We start from the raw sequence: 20,559 nt of genomic DNA, 5'->3' as shown, positions 1-20,559 counted from the left end.
ACATGACAACCAAGGGCTATATGAAAGATTATCCAAGACCGCAGTTCGTCCGGAAGGAGTGGATGAACCTAAACGGCGAATGGGACTTCCGATTTGACGATCAGAACGTCGGAGAAGCCGAGAAATGGCAGGAACATCTGGCGGGAACGCATAAAATTAAGGTACCTTTTACGTACGAAACCAAGGCAAGCGGCATCGGCGTGGAGGAATTCCATGCGCAGGTGTGGTACAGCAGGCGGGTGACGATCCCGAAGGAAGCAGCAGGAAAGCGAGTGATCCTGCACTTTCAGGCGGTGGATTATCTCGCCAAGGTATGGGTGAACGGGGAACTGGCGGGCGGACACCAGGGGGCATACGCGGCATTTTCACTTGATATCACGCCTTACCTGACCTTTGGGGCGGATAATGTCATTACGCTCAAAGCGGAGGACAGTAATGACTGCACCCAACCCCGAGGCAAGCAGCGTTGGACGAAAAACAACTTCGAGTGCTTCTATGTCCAAAGCACGGGCATTTGGCAGACGGTCTGGCTGGAGTACGTGGCGGAGCAAAGGCTGGATTCGGTAAAAATCACCCCTGATCTGGATCGCGCCAAAGTGTCGTTGGATTACCGGGTGCAAGGCCTGGAGACCGCGGCGGGGAGCTTGAGACTCGAAGCCATCGTGACCCTGAAGGATCACCATGTAAAGACGGTCAGCCTGGCGATTGATCGGCCTCGTTTAAGCGTGGAGGTCGACCTGGTGCATGAAGCGAACGGGCCGTGGAAAAGAAGCTTCTGGTCGCCAAATCAGCCGAATCTCTATGATGTGGAATTTGTGCTGTATAGGGATGAGATCGTGGTGGATCGCGTGTTCTCCTATTTTGGCATGCGAAAGATTTCAATCGAAAATGGCAAGGTCCTGCTCAACAATGTGCCGATCTACCAGAGATTGATGCTGGATCAAGGCTATTGGCCGGACAGTCACTTGACGCCGCCAAGCGAGGAGGCGTTGATTGCCGATATCGACGCCATGCTGGAGATGGGTTATAACGGCGTGCGCAAGCATATGAAAATCGAAGATGCCCGTTTTCTGTATTGGTGTGACGTGAAAGGGCTTCTGGTCTGGTCGGAAATGGCGGCAACGTTCGAATTTCACGATGATGCGGTGGTGAACTTTACGAAGGAATGGCTGGAAATCGTCCACCAGCTATATAATCATCCGAGCATTATCACCTGGGTGCCGTTTAATGAGTCATGGGGAATTCCTTATATTTTGCATGATCCAAGACAGCAGAAATTTACGGAAAGCATCTACTATCTAACCAAGTCGATTGACCCGCACCGCCCGGTGATTACCAATGACGGATGGGAGCACACGATCTCGGATATTCTTACGCTGCATGACTATGTCGAGACGGGAGAGGGCTTCCTGAAACGGTATGCAGGGAACAAGGACCCGATCGTCCACAAGGAAACGACCTGCAACCAATGGAAATATGCATTGGCCGAAGGCTACGAGTACAAAGGTCAACCCATCATGATCACCGAATTTGGCGGGATTGCTTTCGAGTCGGAGAAAGGCTGGGGTTACGGGCATCAGGTACAGACGGATGAAGAGTTTCTGGAGCGCTTCGACGGCCTGATTCAGGCGATCAAACAGGTGGATTATATTTGCGGCTTCTGCTATACGCAGCTTACCGACGTGCAGCAGGAAATCAACGGATTGCTTACAGAGGATCGGAAGCCGAAATTCCCAATGGAGCAAATTCGACAGATTAATTTAAGATAGTCTTGTATAGGAGGAGAAGCCCATCCCTGTGAAATCGAGCGGATCAAGCGACAAGGGGTCCGATCTAGGGGAGGGCTTCATCCTCATACGTTTAGACTGATTTGAGTTTCTTATTGACTCTTCGGAAGATAAGTGATATTATATACTTCGTTGCTGCAAAACAATGCATCAACCGAAAAACGCGGTCGTGGCGGAATTGGCAGACGCGCACGGTTCAGGTCCGTGTGGGCTAACCCCCCGTGGAGGTTCGAGTCCTCTCGACCGCATTCAATTTAACAATGAACGAGCTCTTGAGTTTCCTGTAGCGGAGATTCAGGAGCTTTTTGCATATTCGTAATTTGCAAGGTATCGCTCATCACTTGAGCCGAAGAAAGCTTTGAGCTGTATTCAAGATGGACATAAATGTTAGCGGTCGTGGAATAATGGCTATGCCCTAACCAGGCCTGAATTTCCTTCAAGCTGACACCGTTCGCAAGCAATAAGCTGGCACAACTATGCCGAAGATCGTGAAATCGAATCCGCCGTAAATTTCAGGACGAGCGGAAAATGTTGAGTAATATAACCCGGCTTAATTCGCTCTCCCAGCTTATTGATGTAAATGTAGTCCTGATATTGGTTACTGTAAGAGTCCTTGTACAAAGCTCGATTCGCTTGTTGCTCTTCCAGCAGCCTGAGTAGCAACTCCAGGAAGACAGGGACGAGTGGCAAAGTGCGGTAACTCGATTTGTTCTTAGCCCGGTCTTTCGCCACAATGATTTGCTTGCCTTCATAAGATACAGGGATAACGGTGTGCTTGATGGTAATGGTCTGATGCTGAAAGTTGATGGCGTCCCATTTGAGCCCGACAATTTCACTTCGCCGCAATCCATAAAAAGCTGCCAGAACCGGATCGCCTTTCACAACTTCGAACAAATCGTTCAGCTCATCACTCGTATAGTGGCTTCCGATAAATAGGTTCTTCTTGAGCCGCTTGACTTTGTCTGCGGGGTTCGAAGGGATCATGTCCATTTCAAATGCATGTTGCAGCGCCTGGCGGATATTGGCATGATAGTGCAGTACGGTGTTCGTGGTCAGGCCAAATTTTTTCAAGACATACTGATAAAAATCGTGCAGGTGTTTGGGTTGCAGTTCCTTTAAATAAATTCCTTTTTCTCTGAAGTACGGGAGGATTCTGGTGTTAACAGCAAAACTATAAGCCAAGTGGGTGGTGATCTCAACCTGATATTTTATCATTTCAAGCCATTCCACTATGAAGTCAGCGAATAAAATGTCGTCCTTTTCCACTTCTTCACTTTCTGTACGCTCATCTGTCTGCTCGGTTTTTTCTTCAGCAACCATCTCTTCGTCATTTTTTAGATTGGCTTCTGAGGGAGGTGCAAAATTTTTGCGTGCCTCGAGCAACATGACCTCCGCTTTTTTCTTGTTGCCTTTTACCGAAAGTTTGGTAGGAATCCATTTGCTTTTTCTTTTTCCGTCATCTTTGTAGTTCAGACCGATATAAAAAAGACCCTTCTTTTCTTGTAGGTGGCCTGCTACCATATTTGAAAATATCCCTCCTTGGTTAACAGCCCGATCTCCTACCATTGACACTGTTAATATACCATAGTGCAGAAAATAGATCGATGCACTAAAGCATCACAGTGTGAAATGGAAGGATCAGTCATTATGCTGTGAAGGTAGGAAATGATATTGGCTTTGGGGATTTTGTAAGCTCTGCCGATTCTGAAATGTTTAATTTTGTTTTCATGCAGGAGCTTGTAAGCCGATTTAGTGCTGACGCCACCGAGCATTTCCATAGTTGCGGAACATTGACAACATCAGGGTAGTTTTGAAACATCAGTTTGAAAAGATCAGGCGGGCACATTATCCAATTTTCCTTTCTTAGGAAATATTTTTATGTAGGAAAATGGTGAAATGAGAGTAACTAAGAAATCATGTTGAAATGGAAGCGTAATGAATGCCTGTTCCAAGCAGCAGGTGGTGAGCCTGCATCATAACTCCGGATTATCCGAAGCTCCCCCTCATCCGAACGGGCTACCCCCAATGCGGTAAAGCTGGCCGGGTAGAAGTATCATTATCCCTCACACCGAGTCATCGCGATTCAACCCACCATAGATTGATTTCAGCCAGTAGTTGGTCGCTCTTGTCTTTGTTAAGACCGTCATGGCGATACTGCTTTGTCGCTTCTGCTAGTAACAGTGGTAGAGGAATGTACTTGAAACAGCATATGAGACTGTCAATGAACATTAAGAACAGGGATTGGAAGACTTCTAATCAAATCTTCTATGAATATAAATGGGGAACAGCGTTAAAAAAGCAACATGGAGTCAGCTAAAGTACAATCTTTTTTGTGGAATATATATCTATTATGCGGGGAAAAGATGGTTTTTATATATTAATTGGAGAGAGTAGCACATTTGAACCAACAAAAAGAGGTTAATAAGCACCAATAAGTTAACGGTGCTTATTACTTCTTTCTTCAACTTTAAATTATTTTCCAAATAATAATCAGTGATTTTCAGGTTAAGCCTTAATATATTCCGAAAAATTTTCCTGTAAGTACATTGAATTAATATCCTCTCTCAGATGATGATGGATAAGTTCGTCTAGTTTATCCATTTCCTTATGTATCATGAGCTCGAGAATGGTCTGATGCTCTTTATGGATTTCCACCAGTTTTTCCTTTCTTAACATATGCAGTCTGCGGTATCTGGCGTAGTGGACGTTGGACTGCTGAAGCAAATTCCATAGGAACTCCCGACCGGCGAGTCGAAACAGAGATTGGTGAAAGGTATCATCCAGGCCTAGAAATCGTTCGCTGTCTTCGTCCTCATGGATGACAGCTAGCTGTTTGTCCAGGATCCGCTTGAGTTCATGCACGCCTTTGGGCAGGAGGCGAGAAGATAAATCTTTGATGATTTCTTTTTCGAGCACGCTACGCAAATAAATGATCTGTTCGACCGACTCCAAATCAATATAGGAAACGAGGTTGCCTTTTTTGGGATAGACATCGATATAGGATTCCAAGCTCAGCTGTTTCAGCACATCGCGCAGCGGGGTCCTTGAGATCCGGAAACGTTCGGACAGGGCAGTCTCGCTTAGAATGGTACCGGGTTTAAGCTTCAAAGTGAGGATTTCATTTTTGAGTGAATGTTTAATTTCTTCTTTAATCGACATTTTTACTCCTGCTTTGTTTTTTAACTAGTATACATCAAGTTATTTGATAAGAGAAGTTTCTAATCAAAAAATGGCGTATTGACAACTAAATGGACGTATTTTATGATCGAGTAAATCTTGTATACAAGATCGATTTGATCACATTATGGGAGGGTTCTTGAAATGAATATGACTTGGCGATGGTATGGGGAAGGGAACGACAACATTACGCTTGACCATATTCGGCAAATTCCCGGCGTTATGGGAATCGTCTGGTCCTTGCATGACAAAGTGGCCGGGGAAGTATGGGAAATGGAACGAATTCAGGAAGTGGCGGATCAGATCACAAGCAAAGGCTTCAGCACCGCGGTCGTGGAGAGCGTCAACGTTCATGATGATATCAAAATCGGCTTGCCGACCCGCGACAAGTATATCGATATCTATATCGACACCATCCGCAAGTTATCCAAGGTTGGTGTTAAGGTGATCTGCTATAATTTCATGCCGGTTTTTGACTGGACGCGTACGGAACTGTACAAGGAACTCCCCGACGGTTCGAACGCGCTCTTTTATGAAAAGGCTGCCATTACGAACAATCCGCGAGAGATGGTAGATCGGATTTTGAAAGGCGCCGGTGAATTCACGATGCCGGGCTGGGAACCAGAGCGGCTGGCGAAGCTGGATGAGTTGTTCGCCGCCTACGTGGACGTGACGGAAGAGAAGTTATTCGAAAACTTAAAGTACTTTCTGGAGCGCATTATTCCGGTTTGCGAAGAAGTGGACATCAAAATGGCGATTCACCCTGACGATCCGGCCTGGCCAATCTTCAGTCTGCCGCGCATCATTCGCAGCCGCGATACAATCCGCCGCATGCTGGACGCTGTGGACAGCCCATACAACGGCCTGACCTTCTGCACGGGTTCGCTTGGAACGAACCCCGAGAACGATCTGCCGGCAATGATCCGCGAGTTCCATGACCGCATTCACTTTGCGCATATCCGTAATGTAAAAGTATTCGACAATGGCGACTTTATCGAGGTGTCTCACCGCGGTCGTGATGGCAGCGTAGATGTGGCGGAAGTTGTGAAAGCTTATCACGAGAACGACTTCACCGGTTACGTGCGCCCCGATCACGGGCGTCATTTATGGGGAGAAGAGAAAAACTGCCGTCCAGGTTATGGACTTTATGACCGGGCGCTGGGCATCATGTATTTGCTGGGCGTATGGGACAGCTTGGAAAAGGCGAAGGAGGCGAAATAACAGAATGCTTCGCTTGTCTTTAGACAGTATTTCCGATGAATCGGCCTGGACGGCTGCAGGCGTGGAGCTTCCTAAGTTTGATATCGCGCAAGTGACAAAGAATACATGTTCAAAGCCGGAATGGGTTCACTTCGGTGCGGGAAACATCTTCCGGGGATTTGTGGCGAATGCTCATCAAAAGCTGCTGGACAGCGGCAAAGCGGATACCGGCATTATCGCGGCGGAGTCGTTTGATTTTGAGATGATCGACAAGGTCTACAAGCCTTATGACAATCTGACACTGCTGGTTCTGATGAATGCCCGCGGCGAATTTCAGAAGAAAGTGGTCGCAAGCATTGTCGAAGTGATTACGGCGGACAAGAATCGGGAAGAGGATTACAGCCGCCTAACCGACATTTTCGAGAATCCGAGCCTGCAAATGGCCAGTTTCACCATTACGGAAAAAGGATATTCTCTGACTGGTGTGGATGACCGGTACCTCGGCATCGTGGAGAAGGATATTGAATCGGGCCCCGTCCAGCCGTCTCACGTGATGAGCATTGTCACTTCGCTGGCTTACCGCCGTTATTTGAAAGGCAGATATCCGATGACTTTTGTTAGCATGGATAACTGCTCCCATAACGGTGACAAGCTGAAGCATGCCGTCTTAACGATAGCGAAAGAGTGGGCAATGAGAGATTTGGTCGAAACGGGCTTCGTCGACTACCTTGAAGATGAACATAAAATTGCGTTTCCGGTATCCATGATCGATAAAATTACGCCGCGTCCGTCGGAAACGGTGCAGGCTGCGCTGTTGGAGCAAGGGATCGGAGAAATGGATGTGATCGTTACCTCCAAGAACACCTATACCGCACCTTTCGTGAATGCGGAAATCAGCGAATACCTGGTGATCGAGGACAAGTTTACGAACGGTCGTCCACGGCTGGAAGAAGCGGGGATTATATTTACGGACAGAGATACCGTAAACAAAGTCGAAACGATGAAAGTCACGACCTGCCTGAATCCACTCCACACTGCACTCGCCGTATCCGGTTGTCTTCTCGGTTACAACTTGATTGCGGACGAGATGAAGGACGACACGCTGCGCAAATTCGTGGAAACGATCGGCTACGTTGAGGGACTGCCGGTCGCGGTAGATCCCGGCATTCTGAATCCCAAGCAGTTCCTGAACGAAGTGCTGCAGGAACGCTTCTCGAATCCGTTCATTCCCGATACGCCGCAGCGGATCGCGACCGATACCTCACAGAAAGTGGGGATTCGTTTTGGTGAAACGATCAAATCGTACATTCGCCGGGAAGACCTTGATCTGATCAACCTAACGGCCATCCCGCTGGCGATTGCCGTCTGGTGCCGTTACCTAGTAGGCGTGGATGATGAAGGCAAAGCGTTCGCTTTGAGTCCGGATCCGCTGTTGGATACGCTGCAAGGATATTTGGCAGGGGTGAAGCTGGGGGATAAACCATCATGCGTACGTGCCATTATCCAGGATGAGAACATATTCGGAGTTCAGTTGTACGAAATTGGTCTTGGCGAGAAAATTGAAGGCATGTTCTTTGAAATGATGGCGGGTCCGGGGGCGGTAAGCCAAACCTTGAAGAAGTATTTGAAATAAGTAGGGGTAAAGGAGAAAAAATATAAGGAAGAGAGGAGCAGAAGGATGAAAAAGCTGAAGGTTCTAGGTAGTCTAGTCGAGTGCGGTGTCGTGGCGGTCATTCGGGCGGAGGATGCGGATGAGGCTTACAACATGTCTGCTGCCTGCATTGAAGGCGGCCTAATAAATATTGAAGTCACTTTTACGACTCCCCGCGCCGAGGATGCGATATGCCGACTGGTTACAGAACTTGGCGATAAAGCGGTCATCGGAGCAGGAACTGTGCTTGATCCGGTAACAGCTCGAATCGCGATTCTTGCCGGCGCCGAATTTGTGGTGAGTCCATCCTTTGATCAGGAGACGGCACAAATCTGTAACTTGTACGGCATTCCATATATGCCTGGTGTATTGACGCTAGGAGAGGTTAAGGAGGCTTTGAAGTTCGGGGTCGACGTTCTTAAGTTGTTTCCGGGGAGTGCCTTTGCTCCAGATTTCGTGAAGGCGATTAAAGGTCCTATGCCTCACGTAAGCATTATGCCAACTGGCGGCGTTGATCTTGAAAATATGGGGCAATGGATCCAAGCAGGTGCGCTGGCCGTAGGAATCGGAAGTAATCTGACAGCACCAGCGAAGCAGGGAAGCTACGATAAAATTACCGAACTTGCTTCTGCCTATGTGGCCAAGTACCGACTAGTCAGAAGCTAAAACAACTAAGTCGCCTAAAGCCGTAAGCAGCGGATTTTCCACTTTGGCGGCCTCTCTAAGCTCCTCGATAAGCTGAATGTGGATATAGCTGAACCTGGCTATCTATATTGAATGAATACAAACAGGCGTGTTCGGATACGCATTTGCGGTCACCGGACACGCCTGTCTTCCGTCATCATTCTAATGATTGCCTATATGATTCTTTCGATATTGAAGCGGCGATATATCGTATTTTTGCTTGAATAATCTTGAAAAATAAGGAACCCAATTATAGCCGCAAAGCTCAGCAATTTTTTGTATGGGGAAATCCGTTTTGAGCAACAGATTTTTAGCTCTTTCCAACCTGTATTCTTTTAAATATTCCATCGGTGTATATCCGTAATACTGTTTTAAGTATTTGGCGAGTGTATTCTCATGCAGGTTGAATTTAGCAACTAAAGTGTCATTCGTAATCTCTTTATCAAAGTTTCCGCGAATAAATTGTTCTACCTTTTCTGCGATGACTACGCTCATATCTTTTGCATGATTTTGCCCGTCCAAAAGATTTAATAGTGAAAAGAAACGTTGTTGAATATCCCAAAAGGTTATATTGGTATCTTTCTTTGTTGTATTAACCAGCATATCCTGTATTTTTTGGTAAATGTCATCGGCATCAACGAGTTTGCCTTTTTTGGAAAGATGAATGGTATGAAATTTATTATGAAAGTGAAGCGAAGGAATGGGAATATTGGATTCCAGCTGTCTTGCCTGATTGCTTTGTTCGTAATTGCCGGTGGTGTAAAAGTGAATCCAATAGAATTTTGTTATTTCATCCGTTGGTTTTAATGGATAATGATGCTTATTGGGCAATAAGACCAACATTTCATTTTTTCTAACCGCATATTCCGTGCCTTCTTCGCCCAAGTACAAAGCTCCTTCTTTAACGATGATAATATCGAAATATTCCAGGTTCTTTCTGTCGGGATGCCAGGTGCCAATGTCAAACTCGGTAAAGTTTCCTTCGATAAAGATAGGAAAAGGCGGAACGGCAATAGATATGATCAAATCATCGCACATTTAAAGCTCCCTCCAAAACGGTTTCGTTAATATCCTCAAAAGTGAAAATGTATAAAAAGGTATTGTAATCGTTTATTTAACTATTATCGTTTTCATTATATTATAGTAAGCGATTACAGTAATCGTTTCAATAAATATCAGTGATTTATTTGCTTAGATAAAAAAAAGGGGAGGTTGCTGGATGGAAAACCAAAAATTTATGATAGAGTTTTGTCCAAATGGAAATGTATCAAAATTAATCTTGAAGAATGATCCTCACAAGATGAATTGGGTTATCGATAAGAGCTATTTGGAAAAAGTGCATTATGACGATAAAGGAAAACTGTTCGGTAATTTCAGTCTTTCTATAAATGGAAAAAATCATAGCAGCCATAAAATGAATGCAAAATTAATCCAATCTAAAGAATTGACAACGGTAACATACGTTTGCGATGAGGTGGAGCTTCTTTTCAAATATGATTTGAGCCAGTCGGCGGATTCATTATTTTGGACGATTGAATTGAATAATCGCACAGATCGTGATATTTATGTCTCCGATTTTGGAGTTTGGTCCTCATTGGCTTATGTCATGTATCGCATTAATGATTTGAATATTCAAACCAATCATTCAACAGCCATTTTCCCATCTGTTTCAAAAAGCTTTACCAAATTGGCATGTGTGAGAAGAAGCAATCATGCGCCACATCTGGGGATCTACCAGTTAAACGGCGAGACTAAATCGGTAGGAACCTATTGTCAATATGAGAATCTATTCTTTGAAAACGTTTCCCCGTCATTGGACGGCATTTTATTTCATCAATTAGTTTTTGCGGGCGGATATCCTGAAGGATTTGCCAACTCCGATTGGATCTATTCCAAAGATGGATTTTCAATAAAAGCGAAGGAACAAAAGGATTGGCGATTTGCCTTTGAGGCATTTGATGATCAAGATCATTTTTATCAAGTCGGCAAGAAATATGGACATCCGGTGTATCATTTCGAACCGCTTGCCATAACCAAGCAGCCCTATGATTTCTCTTTCAGCCTGCCTGCCGATATTTCTCTGCGCGATGCTTACGTTGAATATAAGGATCTCAATGAAACCTGCAAGATGCTGAATATTATGTCGAATATGAATCAAACAGGGAGCGATTATCAGGCCACTTTAATTTTTGAGGAACCCGGGGAACATAAAATCTTAATCGAACTGGATAACGGGAAAATGGATAGCGTGATTATCAATGTGATGAAACCTATACAGAACATTTTCACCAACAGGGCACGATACATCAGCAATGTACTCTATAGCGGCCCCGAGGGTAACACACCGTATTCATATTCTCCGGTCTCCAATCAAGGAGAATCATTAGGAAAATTGAGTTTTGTCTTGAAGAAGAATTTGTTGGGTAACGATCCCGATATTTCGGAGGTGCAGAAGGTAGAGGAGAGTTGTGTCCTTTACATTCGACCTAAATGGTTTGTGAATGGCGACTTTTTAAAGCCTGCCTTCCTTTACGGCGATTTCTATCGATGCATGGATTTCGAATATATCGGTCATGTTTTCTATTTGTTATCGCGGTTTGACCAAAGCGTGTTAAAGTACAACAACCCCGACACTTATCTAGAGTGGGCGGCGGAAGTATTCAGATTGCGCGTAAATCCGGATTTGCATCACACCGTTAGAGGGAAGGAAGAAGCCCGAATGTTGGGGACGTTCTCCTTATATATCGACGGTTTGTTAGATGAGATGAAAAAGCGAGGATTAACTGACAAATATCATGAAATACATGCATTATGGTCCGACATCGCCGCAAATGTCGCAAAAGACAGTGATATCTATAAGGCCGCAGTAACCGAACATTTTTACGATAACGCCGGGTTTGGCCCGGCAGCGGGCGCATTGGCAAGTTCCGGGCATATCGAAGCCGCCCAAAAGTATGGAGAATTGTTGCTTGCCAACATCGGCTTCTCCAATGATTTTAGAGCACAAAACCCGGATCGCTGGTGGGAAGCGCTATCGTATATGATTCACTCCTTGTGGGGAGGGTTAACTGCTGCCGCCACGCTTAAAGTATACGAAAAATTGCATGATACCCGCTTTTTGAAGGCCGCTTACAGAGCTACTGCAGGTATTTTATACTGCTATGATACGGAGGCGAAAGCAACTGACAAGAGATTGAATACCGGCGAGGCGGCGTCGACCTATAGCGTTGCCGGGCCGAATATGAATCGTCCCGATTTATCAAGAAACCGGTTCGGACAATCCACCTTTTATCGAGATGGAGGCATTTTCTCGAAACTGTTCAGTAAAGAAGAAGAAACCTCCGACTGGGATATGGGAGAGGAACTTGCGGCATACCTTGATGGATTTGGCAAAAAGACCTTTCTATATGAAGAAGACAATCAGATAAAGGTAATTAACGGCTGTATTGAATATACCGATCAGGGACTTTTAATTCGTAGTTATGCTCCATACCCGACAGAGTACCATTTTTATGACGCGGATTCCCATTTTATTTCTCAATCTGGAGAAATCGAGAGAGAGGTTCTTTATGCAGAAGGCCGCTTTATCAGTTTAAAAAAGGCGCAGGAGGTAAGATAAAATGGAAAATGTACTAAAGAAGTCCGCAAAAATAAAAGACACCGATTCAAAGTCAGAGAAATTATCATTGAAGCGGATATTAGCTTTCGCCAGTACTGATACGGCAGGGAACTTGCTCTACTGTACCTTGACGAGTTACATCATGTATTTTTATACGGATGTATTTGGAATTTCGGTAGCGGCAACAGGCATGATTTTGCTTATAGCGCGATTTGTCGATGCGCTGGACGCCCCAATTTGGGGAATTGTTATCGACCATACGCGTACCCGATGGGGACAAAGCCGCCCCTACTGGTTATGGCTTTCTGTTCCTTTTGGCATTTCCGTTTTTCTGGCTTTTCTGGTTCCGGATCTATCCACAAGTGCAAAAACGATTTATGCCTTGGTGACTTATATTGTAGCCGGTATTATATACACGGGGATTAGTGCTTCCATGTCGTCTGCCCTCCCCAATTTGACCTACGATTCCGATGAACGAGTCCGCTTGAATTCCTGGAGAAGCAATGGAGGAATGATCGGTTATCTGATTACGGCTTCGTTTGCGCTTCCAATGGTTGACTTCTTCGGAGGAGGCAATGACAAATTGGGATTTAGTATGACGGTGGGGATTTTCGCAGTCGCAGCTATCCTGCTTCTTCTTTTCGCCTTTAGCGGAACCAAGGAAATCGGGATCACCGAGAAAGCCAAATCCATTTCTATTCGCGAGAGCTTCCGTGCCATTAAAGGGAATTGGCCTTGGATTACATTAGTTTTAGTATTCATTTTCTACTGGTTAGGGAATACAGCCAGAGCGTCGACCGTGATCTATTATAGTGAGTATAATTTGGGACACAAAAATTTGGCTTCTATTTTAAATGGTCTTGTAGTTGTCCAAATGGTTTCAATAACCGTGCTGCCCTATCTGGTTAAACGTTTTATAAAGTCTCATACACACAAATTATCGGATTGTCATTGGCGGCTTTAGGCCAAATCATCATCGGGTTCGCCGGAAGCAACATTACGTTGATTGTGATCGGATGGACATTAGCTTCACTGGGTACGGGGATAGCGGTTACTTTGCCTTTTGCCATGCTTTCGGATACCGTCGACTACGGCGAGTGGAAGAGTGGAATCAGAGCCAGCGGATTTTTGACTGCGGTCGGCATTTCTTTCTGCATTAAGTTGGGTGCCGGCTTAGGAAGCTTTATTCCTTCGTTAATCTTGGATTCTGCAGGTTATGTGGCAAATGCGACACAGACGCCTCAAGCATTGGCAGCCATCAAGTTTTGCTTTACCTGGCTGCCGGCGATTTTCTTTGCAATCGGAGCCATCATTATGTTGAAATATGTAAAGTATGAAAAAAATGAAGGCAAGATTAGACAGGAATTGGAAGAGAGATTGAAATCAGATAATTAATAGTTGGATTTCAATATCAAAGTATACAAAGGTTTTCATTATGAGTGCCCCGCCTCCTTTGGTTAGGATGGAAAATGTGAAACGTTGTTGGGGTAATCAGGGCCGGCATCATTCAGGATGCCGGCCCTTACATATATTTGCTACCGTCTCGCCTTCAATTAACACGGGTAGGTAATAGGTGCTGTTCGGTAAATCCTTCTTTCCTTGCAGTTTCTTAATGATCCAGTCCGCTGCATCGCGTCCCATTTGCTCTTGCGGGTGGGTCAGTGTCGTGAGTTTGATGTTCGCATTTTTGGCGATATAAGAATTGTCCTGGCCAATAATCGATAATTCGTCCGGGATTAATATGCCAAGCTGTCTGCATCCATTAACGACTTCCAACCCCACTTCATCGTTGTAGCAAACGATGGCCGTCAAATCATCCCGGTTTTCATGGAGGAACTTTTTCAAAGCGGCGGATAAATCCGGCTTGGTCTCCGTATCGTAAGAGAGCACCTGCTCCGGGCGAAATCTTAATTTCGCTTCTCCAAGAGCCTTGATATACCCCTTCATGCGATACTTTCCTTGCAAATCATCCATCTTGGAAATAATTCCAATCTGGGTGTGCCCTTTGGAAATCAGTTCTTTGGTTGCAAGGTAGCTCGATTGCACGTCGTCAAGACAAAAGAAAGGGACCTCCAATTCTTCATAATAGGCATTGATCATGATGAAGGGAACGTCCTGTTCCTTGAACGACAGGTAATAAGCGATATTGGGGTTGTATAAATTGCTTTTCGTCGGTTCGATAATCAAGCCGTCTACGCCATAGGACAACATCATTTCCAGAGCTTTTTTTTCCTGCGCGACATCATTATTGGTACTGGCCAACAGCAGCGAATAGTTATCTTCGTTCAATCGCCCTTCAATTCCGCGGATAATCGAAGGGAAAATGTAGTCCGAAATATAAGTGGTGATGACCCCGATCGTTTTCTTATTGGAATTCCCGGCGGATTTGGAGCGGTATTGGCCGCTGACGTATGTGCCGGACCCCTTTTCGCTTCTCAAGAACCCCTCGTTCGACAATTCCAAAATGGCTTTCCGAACCGTCTGGCGGCTCACTTGGTATTTGTCCTGCAAAGCCGATTCCGTAGGGATTTGTTCCCCCACTCCGTAAATTCCCGAGAGAATATTGCTCTTTATATCCCCAATGATCACCTGATATTTTGGCTTCATTTAACCCACTTCTTTCATGTTCTCGCGCACTAATTGATTTATGCCGAATAGTTGTATGTACAGATTTTAGCATGATTTTGCATGAATGAAAATCCTAATAAAAGCTACAGGGAGAAGGGTCAAAGTTGTTGTGGTGATAGTTGTATGCATATATAACTGTTAACATTGACAAATGTACGTACAAAAAATATACTAAGTCTGTCAGTAAGGAAAGCGTATTCTTTCGAATATAGATATGAAAACTGTGTCGGAGAGGGGAATTACGTGATCATGAATCATATAGACGTGAAACAAGCGATTGCCAATGGGGAAACATCTCTGGGAATCGAATTCGGATCCACTCGCATTAAAGCGGTGCTGATTGATCGGCGTTTTGAAACGATTGCATCCGGAAGCTATGAATGGGAAAACCTCCTGAAAGACGGATATTGGACGTACAACTTGACGGATATCATCACAGGGATGCAAGAAGCTTATCGTGAAATGAAGCAGGAAGTCGAACGGCAATTTGGAATCACCCTTCGAACTACTGGTTCTATCGGGTTTTCCGGAATGATGCATGGGTATATGGCTTTTGACCACACGGGCGAGCTGCTTGTTCCGTTTCGGACCTGGCGTAATTCGACAACCGGCGCCGCGGCTAAAGCATTAACGGATAAATTCCGGTTCAACATTCCTGAACGGTGGAGCATTGCTCATCTTTATCAAGCCATTTTAAACGAAGAACCACATGTCCCTCGGATCGATTATCTAACGACTTTATCCGGATACATTCACTGGCTGTTGACCGGTAACAAGACGATTGGCATCGGAGATGCTTCGGGCATGTTCCCGATTGATGAATCCATACGCAATTATAATGAATTGATGCTCAAGCAATTTGATGAACTCGTTGCCGCCAAAGGTTACCCGTGGAAGCTTAAAGATATTCTTCCCGAAGTCCGTATCTCAGGCGAGCAGGCAGGCCAATTGACTGAATCCGGAGCCAAGCTTCTGGATGTATCGCAAAGCTTGCAACCTGGCATTCCGCTTTGTCCTCCGGAAGGAGATGCGGGAACAGGGATGGTTGCAACGAATAGCGTGAGGAAACGTACCGGGAATATCTCCGTTGGAACTTCCGTTTTCGCCATGATTGTATTGGAGCGAGAATTTTCCAAGGTATACCCGGAAATCGATTTGGTGACGACGCCAAACGGCAGTCCGGTCGGCATGGTCCACGCCAACAACTGTTCAAGCGATATCAACGCCTGGCTGGGGTTGTTCCGCGAGTTTTACGAGGCTATGGGGCAACAAGCCGATACGAATCAAATTTTCAGTGTGCTGCTGCTTAAAGCCTTGGAAGCGGATCCCGACGGCGGAGGATTGCTTAGCTATGGTTATTTCTCCGGGGAAAATATCACCGGATTGGATAAAGGTAGGCCGTTGTTTGTCCGCTCTCCGGAGAGCCATTTCAATTTGGCCAATTTCATGCGGACGCATCTTTTTACCTCTTTTGGTGCCTTGAAAATCGGCATGGATATTCTGACAAAGGAAGAAGACGTAGCCATCGATAAAGTTCTAGCCCATGGCGGTCTTTTTAAAACCCCTGTGGTCGGACAGAAGATTGTCGCGGCAGCACTGAATGTTCCGGTTTCAGTGATGGCCACCGCCGGCGAAGGAGGGGCATGGGGCATGGCGATTTTGGCCTCGTACATGATAAACATAGATCAGCAGGAAAGCCTGGAAGATTTTCTTGACCACAAGGTTTTTAAAGACGTCCAGGCGCAGGAAATGGTTCCGGATGGAGTGGACGTTAAAGGTTTCGAAGTGTTTACCGACCGTTACAAAAAAGGCCTGGCGATTGAGCGGGCCGCTGTAGATCATCTGGAGGAGAACTGGAGGGGTTGACATGCTGGAGCAACTGAAGGAAGAAGTATACCAGGCGAATGTGGATTTGCCTAAACACGGACTCGTGAAATTCACGTGGGGAAATGTGAGCGCCGTTGACCGGGAAAGCGGGTTTTTCGTTATCAAACCTAGCGGCGTCAGTTATGAAGCGATGAAGCCCGGCGATATGGTGGTTGTCGATTTGGATGGAAATGTAGTCGAAGGAGAGATGAGGCCTTCATCGGATACGGCGACTCACGCCGTTTTGTATAAACATTTTGCGGAAATCGGCGGCATCGTGCACACGCATTCCACCTGGGCGACCGTTTGGGCGCAAGCGGGCCTTGATGTGCCCGTGATGGGGACTACGCATGCAGACACCTTCTATGGTCCCGTACCCTGTGCCCGTTTCCTAACTCAAGAGGAGATTGACCGCGGTTACGAAGCGGAAACCGGCCGTGTCATCATCGAAACCTTTGAGGAGCGCGGGCTGGACGTGATGGCTATTCCCGGTATCTTGCTTCATGGCCATGCGCCGTTTACCTGGGGGAAAGATGCAAAATCGGCGGTTGTGAACAGCGTTGTTTTGGAAGAGGTTTGTAAAATGAATTTATTTGCCCGGGAACTCAATCATTTTGCCGAAGAACTGCCGCAGCGTATTCTGGATAAGCATTATCTGCGGAAGCATGAAAAAAACGCCTATTACGGGCAGAAATAATCCCTATTATTCAATAATGAAAAGAGGATGATCAGGATGTCAACAGCAGGAACAAAGCAGTTTTGGTTTGTCGTAGGTTCGCAGCATCTATATGGGGAAGAAGCGCTCTCGGAAGTCAAAGCCCACGCGCAAACGATGACGGATGCGTTAAATCAAAGCGGTGTTTTACCCTATCCGCTGGTATTGCAGGACTTGGCTGTAAGTGCGGATAAGATCACAAGCATCATGAAAGAAGTCAACTATCGCGACGAGGTTGCCGGCGTCATCACCTGGATGCACACCTTCTCACCGGCAAAAATGTGGATTCGCGGAACGAAATTGCTGCAAAAGCCGTTGCTTCATCTCGCAACACAGTTCAATGAAAGCATTCCTTGGGCGACCATTGACATGGACTTCATGAACCTGAACCAGGCAGCCCATGGCGACCGTGAATATGGATTTATCAATGCCCGTTTGAAGAAGCAAAATAAAATTGTTGTAGGGTATTGGGGACGCCCGGAAGTGCAGCGGCAAATTGCTGACTGGATGGACGTAGCGGTTGCTTATAACGAAAGCTTCAATATCAAGGTCGCCCGTTTTGGCGATAACATGCGCAATGTTGCGGTTACCGAAGGGGATAAGGTGGAAGCGCAAATTCAATTCGGATGGACCGTAGACTACTTTGGGATCGGAGACCTCGTTCAATACGTGAATGCCGTTACGGAGGAAGAGATCGACGCTTTGTTTGCGGAATACGCAGAGCTTTATGAATTTGATTATGGCACTTACAGCAAGGAAGCTTGGGAGGCCAGCGTAAAAGTACAAGCAAGCTATGAAATCGCTCTTAAGCGTTTCCTTGATAAGGGCGATTATAACGCCTTCACGTCGAATTTCGAAGATTTGCATGGGATGAAACAGCTTCCTGGTCTTGCCGTCCAGCGTTTGATGGCCCAAGGATACGGTTTTGCCGGTGAAGGAGACTGGAAGACGGCAGCGCTCGATCGCTTGCTTAAAGTGATGAGCCATAACCAATCCACCGGCTTCATGGAGGATTATACCTATGAGATGGCAAGAGGTCAGGAAGCCATCCTTCAATCCCATATGCTTGAGGTAGATCCGACTTTGGCAAGCAACAAGCCGAAAATCATCGTTTCTCCGCTAGGCATCGGTGATCGTGAAGATCCGGCGCGCTTAGTATTTGACGGCAAAGCGGGAGACGGCGTGGTGGTTTCCATGGCAGACTTTGGTACGCATTATAAGCTCTTGATCAATGAGGTTACTGCCTTTGAGCCGACGGTCCCGGCTCCAAAACTTCCGGTGGCCCGCGTGCTTTGGAACGTAAAGCCAAACTTCCAGGATGGAGTTAAAGCCTGGATTGAAAACGGCGGCGGCCACCATACCGTTGTGTCATTGAATTTAACGACGGAGCAAATTGTGACCTATGCCAAGCTGGTTGACTTGGAATATGTAATTATCAAATAAAGTCTGATCGTTCCCGGCTGTATATTCAACAGGAGTTCGGCATTGCGCCGAACTCCTGTTGTTTTAAGTGGGTCGCTTTCCGAATTACGTCAATCGGGTTCTCCGGTATTGGCACAGCATGAAATGGTCAATGTGATGCTTCTGCGTATTCACCATAGCGGGCATTCGGCTGAGATTTCAAAAGAAAGATTAGCACTAGTGGATGAAGGAATTCACTTTTATAAGAAAATCCGTAAACTAGGTGATCTGCATCAAACGGGCAACAAAGCTCTTAAAGTTCCTTCGGTGGAGATTTAAGGGCTTTTTGCATGTCCCCAAATTTGCAAGGTATTGCTCGTGACAACGATTGCATCCAGGGAATAGATCCCCAGAGCGCCGAGTTGTTCATTCTAAAGTGAAAGAAATGTGTTCGATTCTCTACTACTCAGTTGATATACTTCCATTTAGTATACGAAATGTAAGCGATAACAAAAAAACGGTAAAAAGGAGATGTATCGCGTATGAAGAAAGTGATCTTGTTCGCCTTGACGCTCCTGCTTGCGGCTAGTACGGCCTCCTTTTCAACAAAGCAAACGGCATTTGCCGCGGATACCCCGGCGAATCCCATTGACAAGCCGGGGTGGGTGCTGACCAAACATGACGAATTCAATGGAACGACGTTGGACACAAGCTTATGGGTTACCAGATATCTGGGCTTCAGAACCTCTACTGACCGAGGGAACGCGGATTATGATTTCAAAGACGGAAGCATCGTACTTAGAGTTACGGACAGAACACCGACTTATTACAGCAGCGGAGACCCAATGAAGGTGTCCAGCTTGCAAACGGCACAAGGCGACTTCCACCAAGGAAGCTATACCAAGCATCATAATGAACCTTATGCTTCGAAGTTTTCTCAGAAGTACGGCTATTTCGAAATCCGCGCAAAAGGCCAAGCCGACCGTTCCGGGCACTCGGCATTCTGGTTGAATACGGATGATCCAAGTATCTATCCGCAATCCACGCGAAATACGAAAAATCAATTGGAAATCGACGTTTTCGAGAATTTTAGACGCAACCAGTACCGGTTCAACCTATACAACCCGATGAATGCGGGGATTGGCAACACGAATGGCGGTACGTATTCATTTGACTTCTCCGCAGATTTCCATATTTATGCGATGGAGTGGTCACCGGAATATGTGAAATACTACGTGGACAATCAACTCGTCAAGCAATTGGACGCCAGCAATCTCGTCGACAAGCCGATGTTCGTCTACTTGTCTCTTTACGTCAATACCTGGGGCGGAGATTCTTCGCCAACGTATCCTGCCGAATTCACAATCGATTATTTCAGAGCCTACCAAAAAGCAGATCAGGTAGATGTGAAGCAAGAAGCCGAAAATTTGCCGATTGTGCTTTCCTCAGGGGTAACGAAGGAGAACTGGAATGACGGGGCCAGCGGTGGTGGATGGGTGAAAGTTCTATCCGACTCCACAAACGACTATGCGGAGTTCACAGCAAATGTCCCTTCCCCGGGAGCCTACCAAGTAATCACCGGATATCGAAGCGGATCGGCCAGAGGAACGGCCCAGTTATCCATCAACGGCCAAACTCACGGTTCAGCGATTGATATGTACGGATCTTCGGCCACTTACAAAGAAGCCCAGATTACGGTGAATTTTGGTAGTGCAGGCGATAAAAAATTCAGATACACCGTAACCGGTAAAAATGCAAGCAGTACGGACTACCAGCTCGGCATCGATTATATTAGGCTGGTTAAAGTCAATTAATCGGCGGCCCCCTGATC

General features: G+C 46.0%; 18 protein-coding genes and 1 tRNA gene. 13 read left to right on the top strand and 6 right to left on the bottom strand.

What is annotated here, in order from left to right:
- The first annotated feature begins 2 nt into the window (after positions 1-2).
- Both M0651_RS16295 and M0651_RS16290 read left to right on the top strand, forming a co-directional pair.
- Positions 3-1,769, top strand: a complete 1,767-nt coding sequence (locus tag M0651_RS16295) for a glycoside hydrolase family 2 protein (RefSeq protein ID WP_248552798.1) — start codon at positions 3-5, stop codon at positions 1,767-1,769.
- A gap of 181 nt (positions 1,770-1,950) precedes the next feature.
- Positions 1,951-2,035, top strand: a tRNA-Leu gene (locus tag M0651_RS16290).
- 6 nt (positions 2,036-2,041) lie between these two features.
- Here M0651_RS16290 and M0651_RS24110 read toward each other — a convergent pair.
- From M0651_RS24110 to M0651_RS16280, 4 genes are all read right to left on the bottom strand, one after another.
- Entirely contained in the window at positions 2,042-2,248 is a 207-nt protein-coding gene (locus M0651_RS24110) for a hypothetical protein (RefSeq protein ID WP_282577955.1), read from the bottom strand.
- A gap of 13 nt (positions 2,249-2,261) precedes the next feature.
- Entirely contained in the window at positions 2,262-3,308 is a 1,047-nt protein-coding gene (locus M0651_RS16285) for a tyrosine-type recombinase/integrase (protein WP_282577954.1), read from the bottom strand.
- 53 nt (positions 3,309-3,361) lie between these two features.
- Positions 3,362-3,559: a helix-turn-helix domain-containing protein gene (locus M0651_RS24305; protein ID WP_372490978.1), complete on the bottom strand. Its 198-nt coding sequence runs from the start codon at positions 3,557-3,559 to the stop codon at positions 3,362-3,364.
- A gap of 733 nt (positions 3,560-4,292) precedes the next feature.
- Complete coding sequence (locus M0651_RS16280; RefSeq protein ID WP_248552797.1) at positions 4,293-4,946, bottom strand: GntR family transcriptional regulator; 654 nt, start codon at positions 4,944-4,946, stop codon at positions 4,293-4,295.
- 162 nt (positions 4,947-5,108) lie between these two features.
- Between M0651_RS16280 and uxuA the strand changes: the two genes are divergently transcribed.
- From uxuA to M0651_RS16265, 3 genes are read left to right on the top strand one after another with little or no spacing between them, the layout of a single operon-like run.
- Positions 5,109-6,185 (top strand): mannonate dehydratase, encoded by a 1,077-nt coding sequence (gene uxuA / locus M0651_RS16275; RefSeq protein ID WP_248552796.1) that lies wholly within the window; start codon positions 5,109-5,111, stop codon positions 6,183-6,185.
- 4 nt (positions 6,186-6,189) lie between these two features.
- On the top strand, positions 6,190-7,797 hold the full coding sequence (locus tag M0651_RS16270) for a mannitol dehydrogenase family protein (RefSeq protein ID WP_248552795.1): 1,608 nt from the start codon (positions 6,190-6,192) through the stop codon (positions 7,795-7,797).
- Between the two features lie 45 nt (positions 7,798-7,842).
- Positions 7,843-8,481 (top strand): bifunctional 2-keto-4-hydroxyglutarate aldolase/2-keto-3-deoxy-6-phosphogluconate aldolase, encoded by a 639-nt coding sequence (locus M0651_RS16265; RefSeq protein WP_248552794.1) that lies wholly within the window; start codon positions 7,843-7,845, stop codon positions 8,479-8,481.
- A gap of 180 nt (positions 8,482-8,661) precedes the next feature.
- Here M0651_RS16265 and M0651_RS16260 read toward each other — a convergent pair whose 3' ends face one another.
- Positions 8,662-9,537 carry an AraC family transcriptional regulator gene (locus M0651_RS16260; RefSeq protein ID WP_248552793.1) on the bottom strand — a complete coding sequence of 292 codons (876 nt, stop codon included), beginning with the start codon at positions 9,535-9,537 and terminating at the stop codon, positions 8,662-8,664.
- A 181-nt stretch (positions 9,538-9,718) separates the two neighbouring features.
- Here M0651_RS16260 and M0651_RS16255 point away from each other — a divergent pair, with 181 nt between their 5' ends.
- The 3 genes from M0651_RS16255 to M0651_RS24105 are packed head-to-tail and all read left to right on the top strand — an operon-like array spanning position 9,719 to position 13,513.
- The gene (locus tag M0651_RS16255) at positions 9,719-12,118 is read left to right on the top strand and encodes a hypothetical protein (protein WP_248552792.1); all 2,400 of its coding nucleotides are present in this window, start codon (positions 9,719-9,721) and stop codon (positions 12,116-12,118) included.
- Position 12,119: 1 nt separating this feature from the next.
- Positions 12,120-13,082: a glycoside-pentoside-hexuronide (GPH):cation symporter gene (locus M0651_RS16250; protein ID WP_282577953.1), complete on the top strand. Its 963-nt coding sequence runs from the start codon at positions 12,120-12,122 to the stop codon at positions 13,080-13,082.
- Positions 13,064-13,513 (top strand): MFS transporter, encoded by a 450-nt coding sequence (locus M0651_RS24105; RefSeq protein ID WP_308195529.1) that lies wholly within the window; start codon positions 13,064-13,066, stop codon positions 13,511-13,513. Before M0651_RS16250 ends, M0651_RS24105 begins: the two co-directional genes overlap by 19 nt.
- 108 nt (positions 13,514-13,621) lie before the next feature.
- Here M0651_RS24105 and M0651_RS16245 read toward each other — a convergent pair whose 3' ends face one another.
- Positions 13,622-14,725 carry a GntR family transcriptional regulator gene (locus M0651_RS16245; RefSeq protein WP_248552791.1) on the bottom strand — a complete coding sequence of 368 codons (1,104 nt, stop codon included), beginning with the start codon at positions 14,723-14,725 and terminating at the stop codon, positions 13,622-13,624.
- Between the two features lie 270 nt (positions 14,726-14,995).
- Between M0651_RS16245 and M0651_RS16240 the strand changes: the two genes are divergently transcribed.
- The 5 genes from M0651_RS16240 to M0651_RS16220 all read left to right on the top strand — a co-directional run bounded on the left by M0651_RS16240 (position 14,996) and on the right by M0651_RS16220 (position 20,542).
- A complete protein-coding gene (locus M0651_RS16240; RefSeq protein WP_248552790.1) occupies positions 14,996-16,612 on the top strand; it encodes a xylulokinase in 1,617 nt (538 codons plus the stop codon).
- A gap of 1 nt (position 16,613) precedes the next feature.
- A complete protein-coding gene (locus M0651_RS16235) occupies positions 16,614-17,309 on the top strand; it encodes an L-ribulose-5-phosphate 4-epimerase (RefSeq protein ID WP_248552789.1) in 696 nt (231 codons plus the stop codon).
- 36 nt (positions 17,310-17,345) lie between these two features.
- Entirely contained in the window at positions 17,346-18,770 is a 1,425-nt protein-coding gene (gene araA / locus M0651_RS16230) for an L-arabinose isomerase (protein ID WP_248552788.1), read from the top strand.
- Positions 18,771-18,812: 42 nt separating this feature from the next.
- A complete protein-coding gene (locus M0651_RS16225; RefSeq protein ID WP_248552787.1) occupies positions 18,813-19,067 on the top strand; it encodes a hypothetical protein in 255 nt (84 codons plus the stop codon).
- A gap of 203 nt (positions 19,068-19,270) precedes the next feature.
- The gene (locus M0651_RS16220; RefSeq protein ID WP_248552786.1) at positions 19,271-20,542 is read left to right on the top strand and encodes a family 16 glycosylhydrolase; all 1,272 of its coding nucleotides are present in this window, start codon (positions 19,271-19,273) and stop codon (positions 20,540-20,542) included.
- Positions 20,543-20,559 lie beyond the last annotated feature (17 nt).

The sequence above is a fragment of the Paenibacillus mellifer genome (genome assembly GCF_023195895.1).
Lineage (GTDB): Bacteria > Bacillota > Bacilli > Paenibacillales > Paenibacillaceae > Fontibacillus > Fontibacillus mellifer.
The sequence above is the reverse complement of the archived record's forward strand: the minus strand, read 5'-3'. Positions and strand labels throughout refer to the sequence as shown.

Excerpts from the sequence above, each read along its gene's own strand:
- M0651_RS16295 (WP_248552798.1), top strand. The coding sequence starts at position 3 with ATGACAACCAAGGGCTATATGAAAGATTATCCAAGACCGCAGTTCGTC.
- M0651_RS16285 (WP_282577954.1), bottom strand. The coding sequence starts at position 3,308 with ATGGTAGCAGGCCACCTACAAGAAAAGAAGGGTCTTTTTTATATCGGT.
- M0651_RS24305 (WP_372490978.1), bottom strand. The coding sequence starts at position 3,559 with ATGCTCGGTGGCGTCAGCACTAAATCGGCTTACAAGCTCCTGCATGAA.
- M0651_RS16280 (WP_248552797.1), bottom strand. The coding sequence starts at position 4,946 with ATGTCGATTAAAGAAGAAATTAAACATTCACTCAAAAATGAAATCCTC.
- uxuA (WP_248552796.1), top strand. The coding sequence starts at position 5,109 with ATGAATATGACTTGGCGATGGTATGGGGAAGGGAACGACAACATTACG.
- M0651_RS16270 (WP_248552795.1), top strand. The coding sequence starts at position 6,190 with ATGCTTCGCTTGTCTTTAGACAGTATTTCCGATGAATCGGCCTGGACG.
- M0651_RS16265 (WP_248552794.1), top strand. The coding sequence starts at position 7,843 with ATGAAAAAGCTGAAGGTTCTAGGTAGTCTAGTCGAGTGCGGTGTCGTG.
- M0651_RS16260 (WP_248552793.1), bottom strand. The coding sequence starts at position 9,537 with ATGTGCGATGATTTGATCATATCTATTGCCGTTCCGCCTTTTCCTATC.
- M0651_RS16255 (WP_248552792.1), top strand. The coding sequence starts at position 9,719 with ATGGAAAACCAAAAATTTATGATAGAGTTTTGTCCAAATGGAAATGTA.
- M0651_RS16250 (WP_282577953.1), top strand. The coding sequence starts at position 12,120 with ATGGAAAATGTACTAAAGAAGTCCGCAAAAATAAAAGACACCGATTCA.
- M0651_RS16245 (WP_248552791.1), bottom strand. The coding sequence starts at position 14,725 with ATGAAGCCAAAATATCAGGTGATCATTGGGGATATAAAGAGCAATATT.
- M0651_RS16240 (WP_248552790.1), top strand. The coding sequence starts at position 14,996 with ATGAATCATATAGACGTGAAACAAGCGATTGCCAATGGGGAAACATCT.
- M0651_RS16235 (WP_248552789.1), top strand. The coding sequence starts at position 16,614 with ATGCTGGAGCAACTGAAGGAAGAAGTATACCAGGCGAATGTGGATTTG.
- araA (WP_248552788.1), top strand. The coding sequence starts at position 17,346 with ATGTCAACAGCAGGAACAAAGCAGTTTTGGTTTGTCGTAGGTTCGCAG.
- M0651_RS16220 (WP_248552786.1), top strand. The coding sequence starts at position 19,271 with ATGAAGAAAGTGATCTTGTTCGCCTTGACGCTCCTGCTTGCGGCTAGT.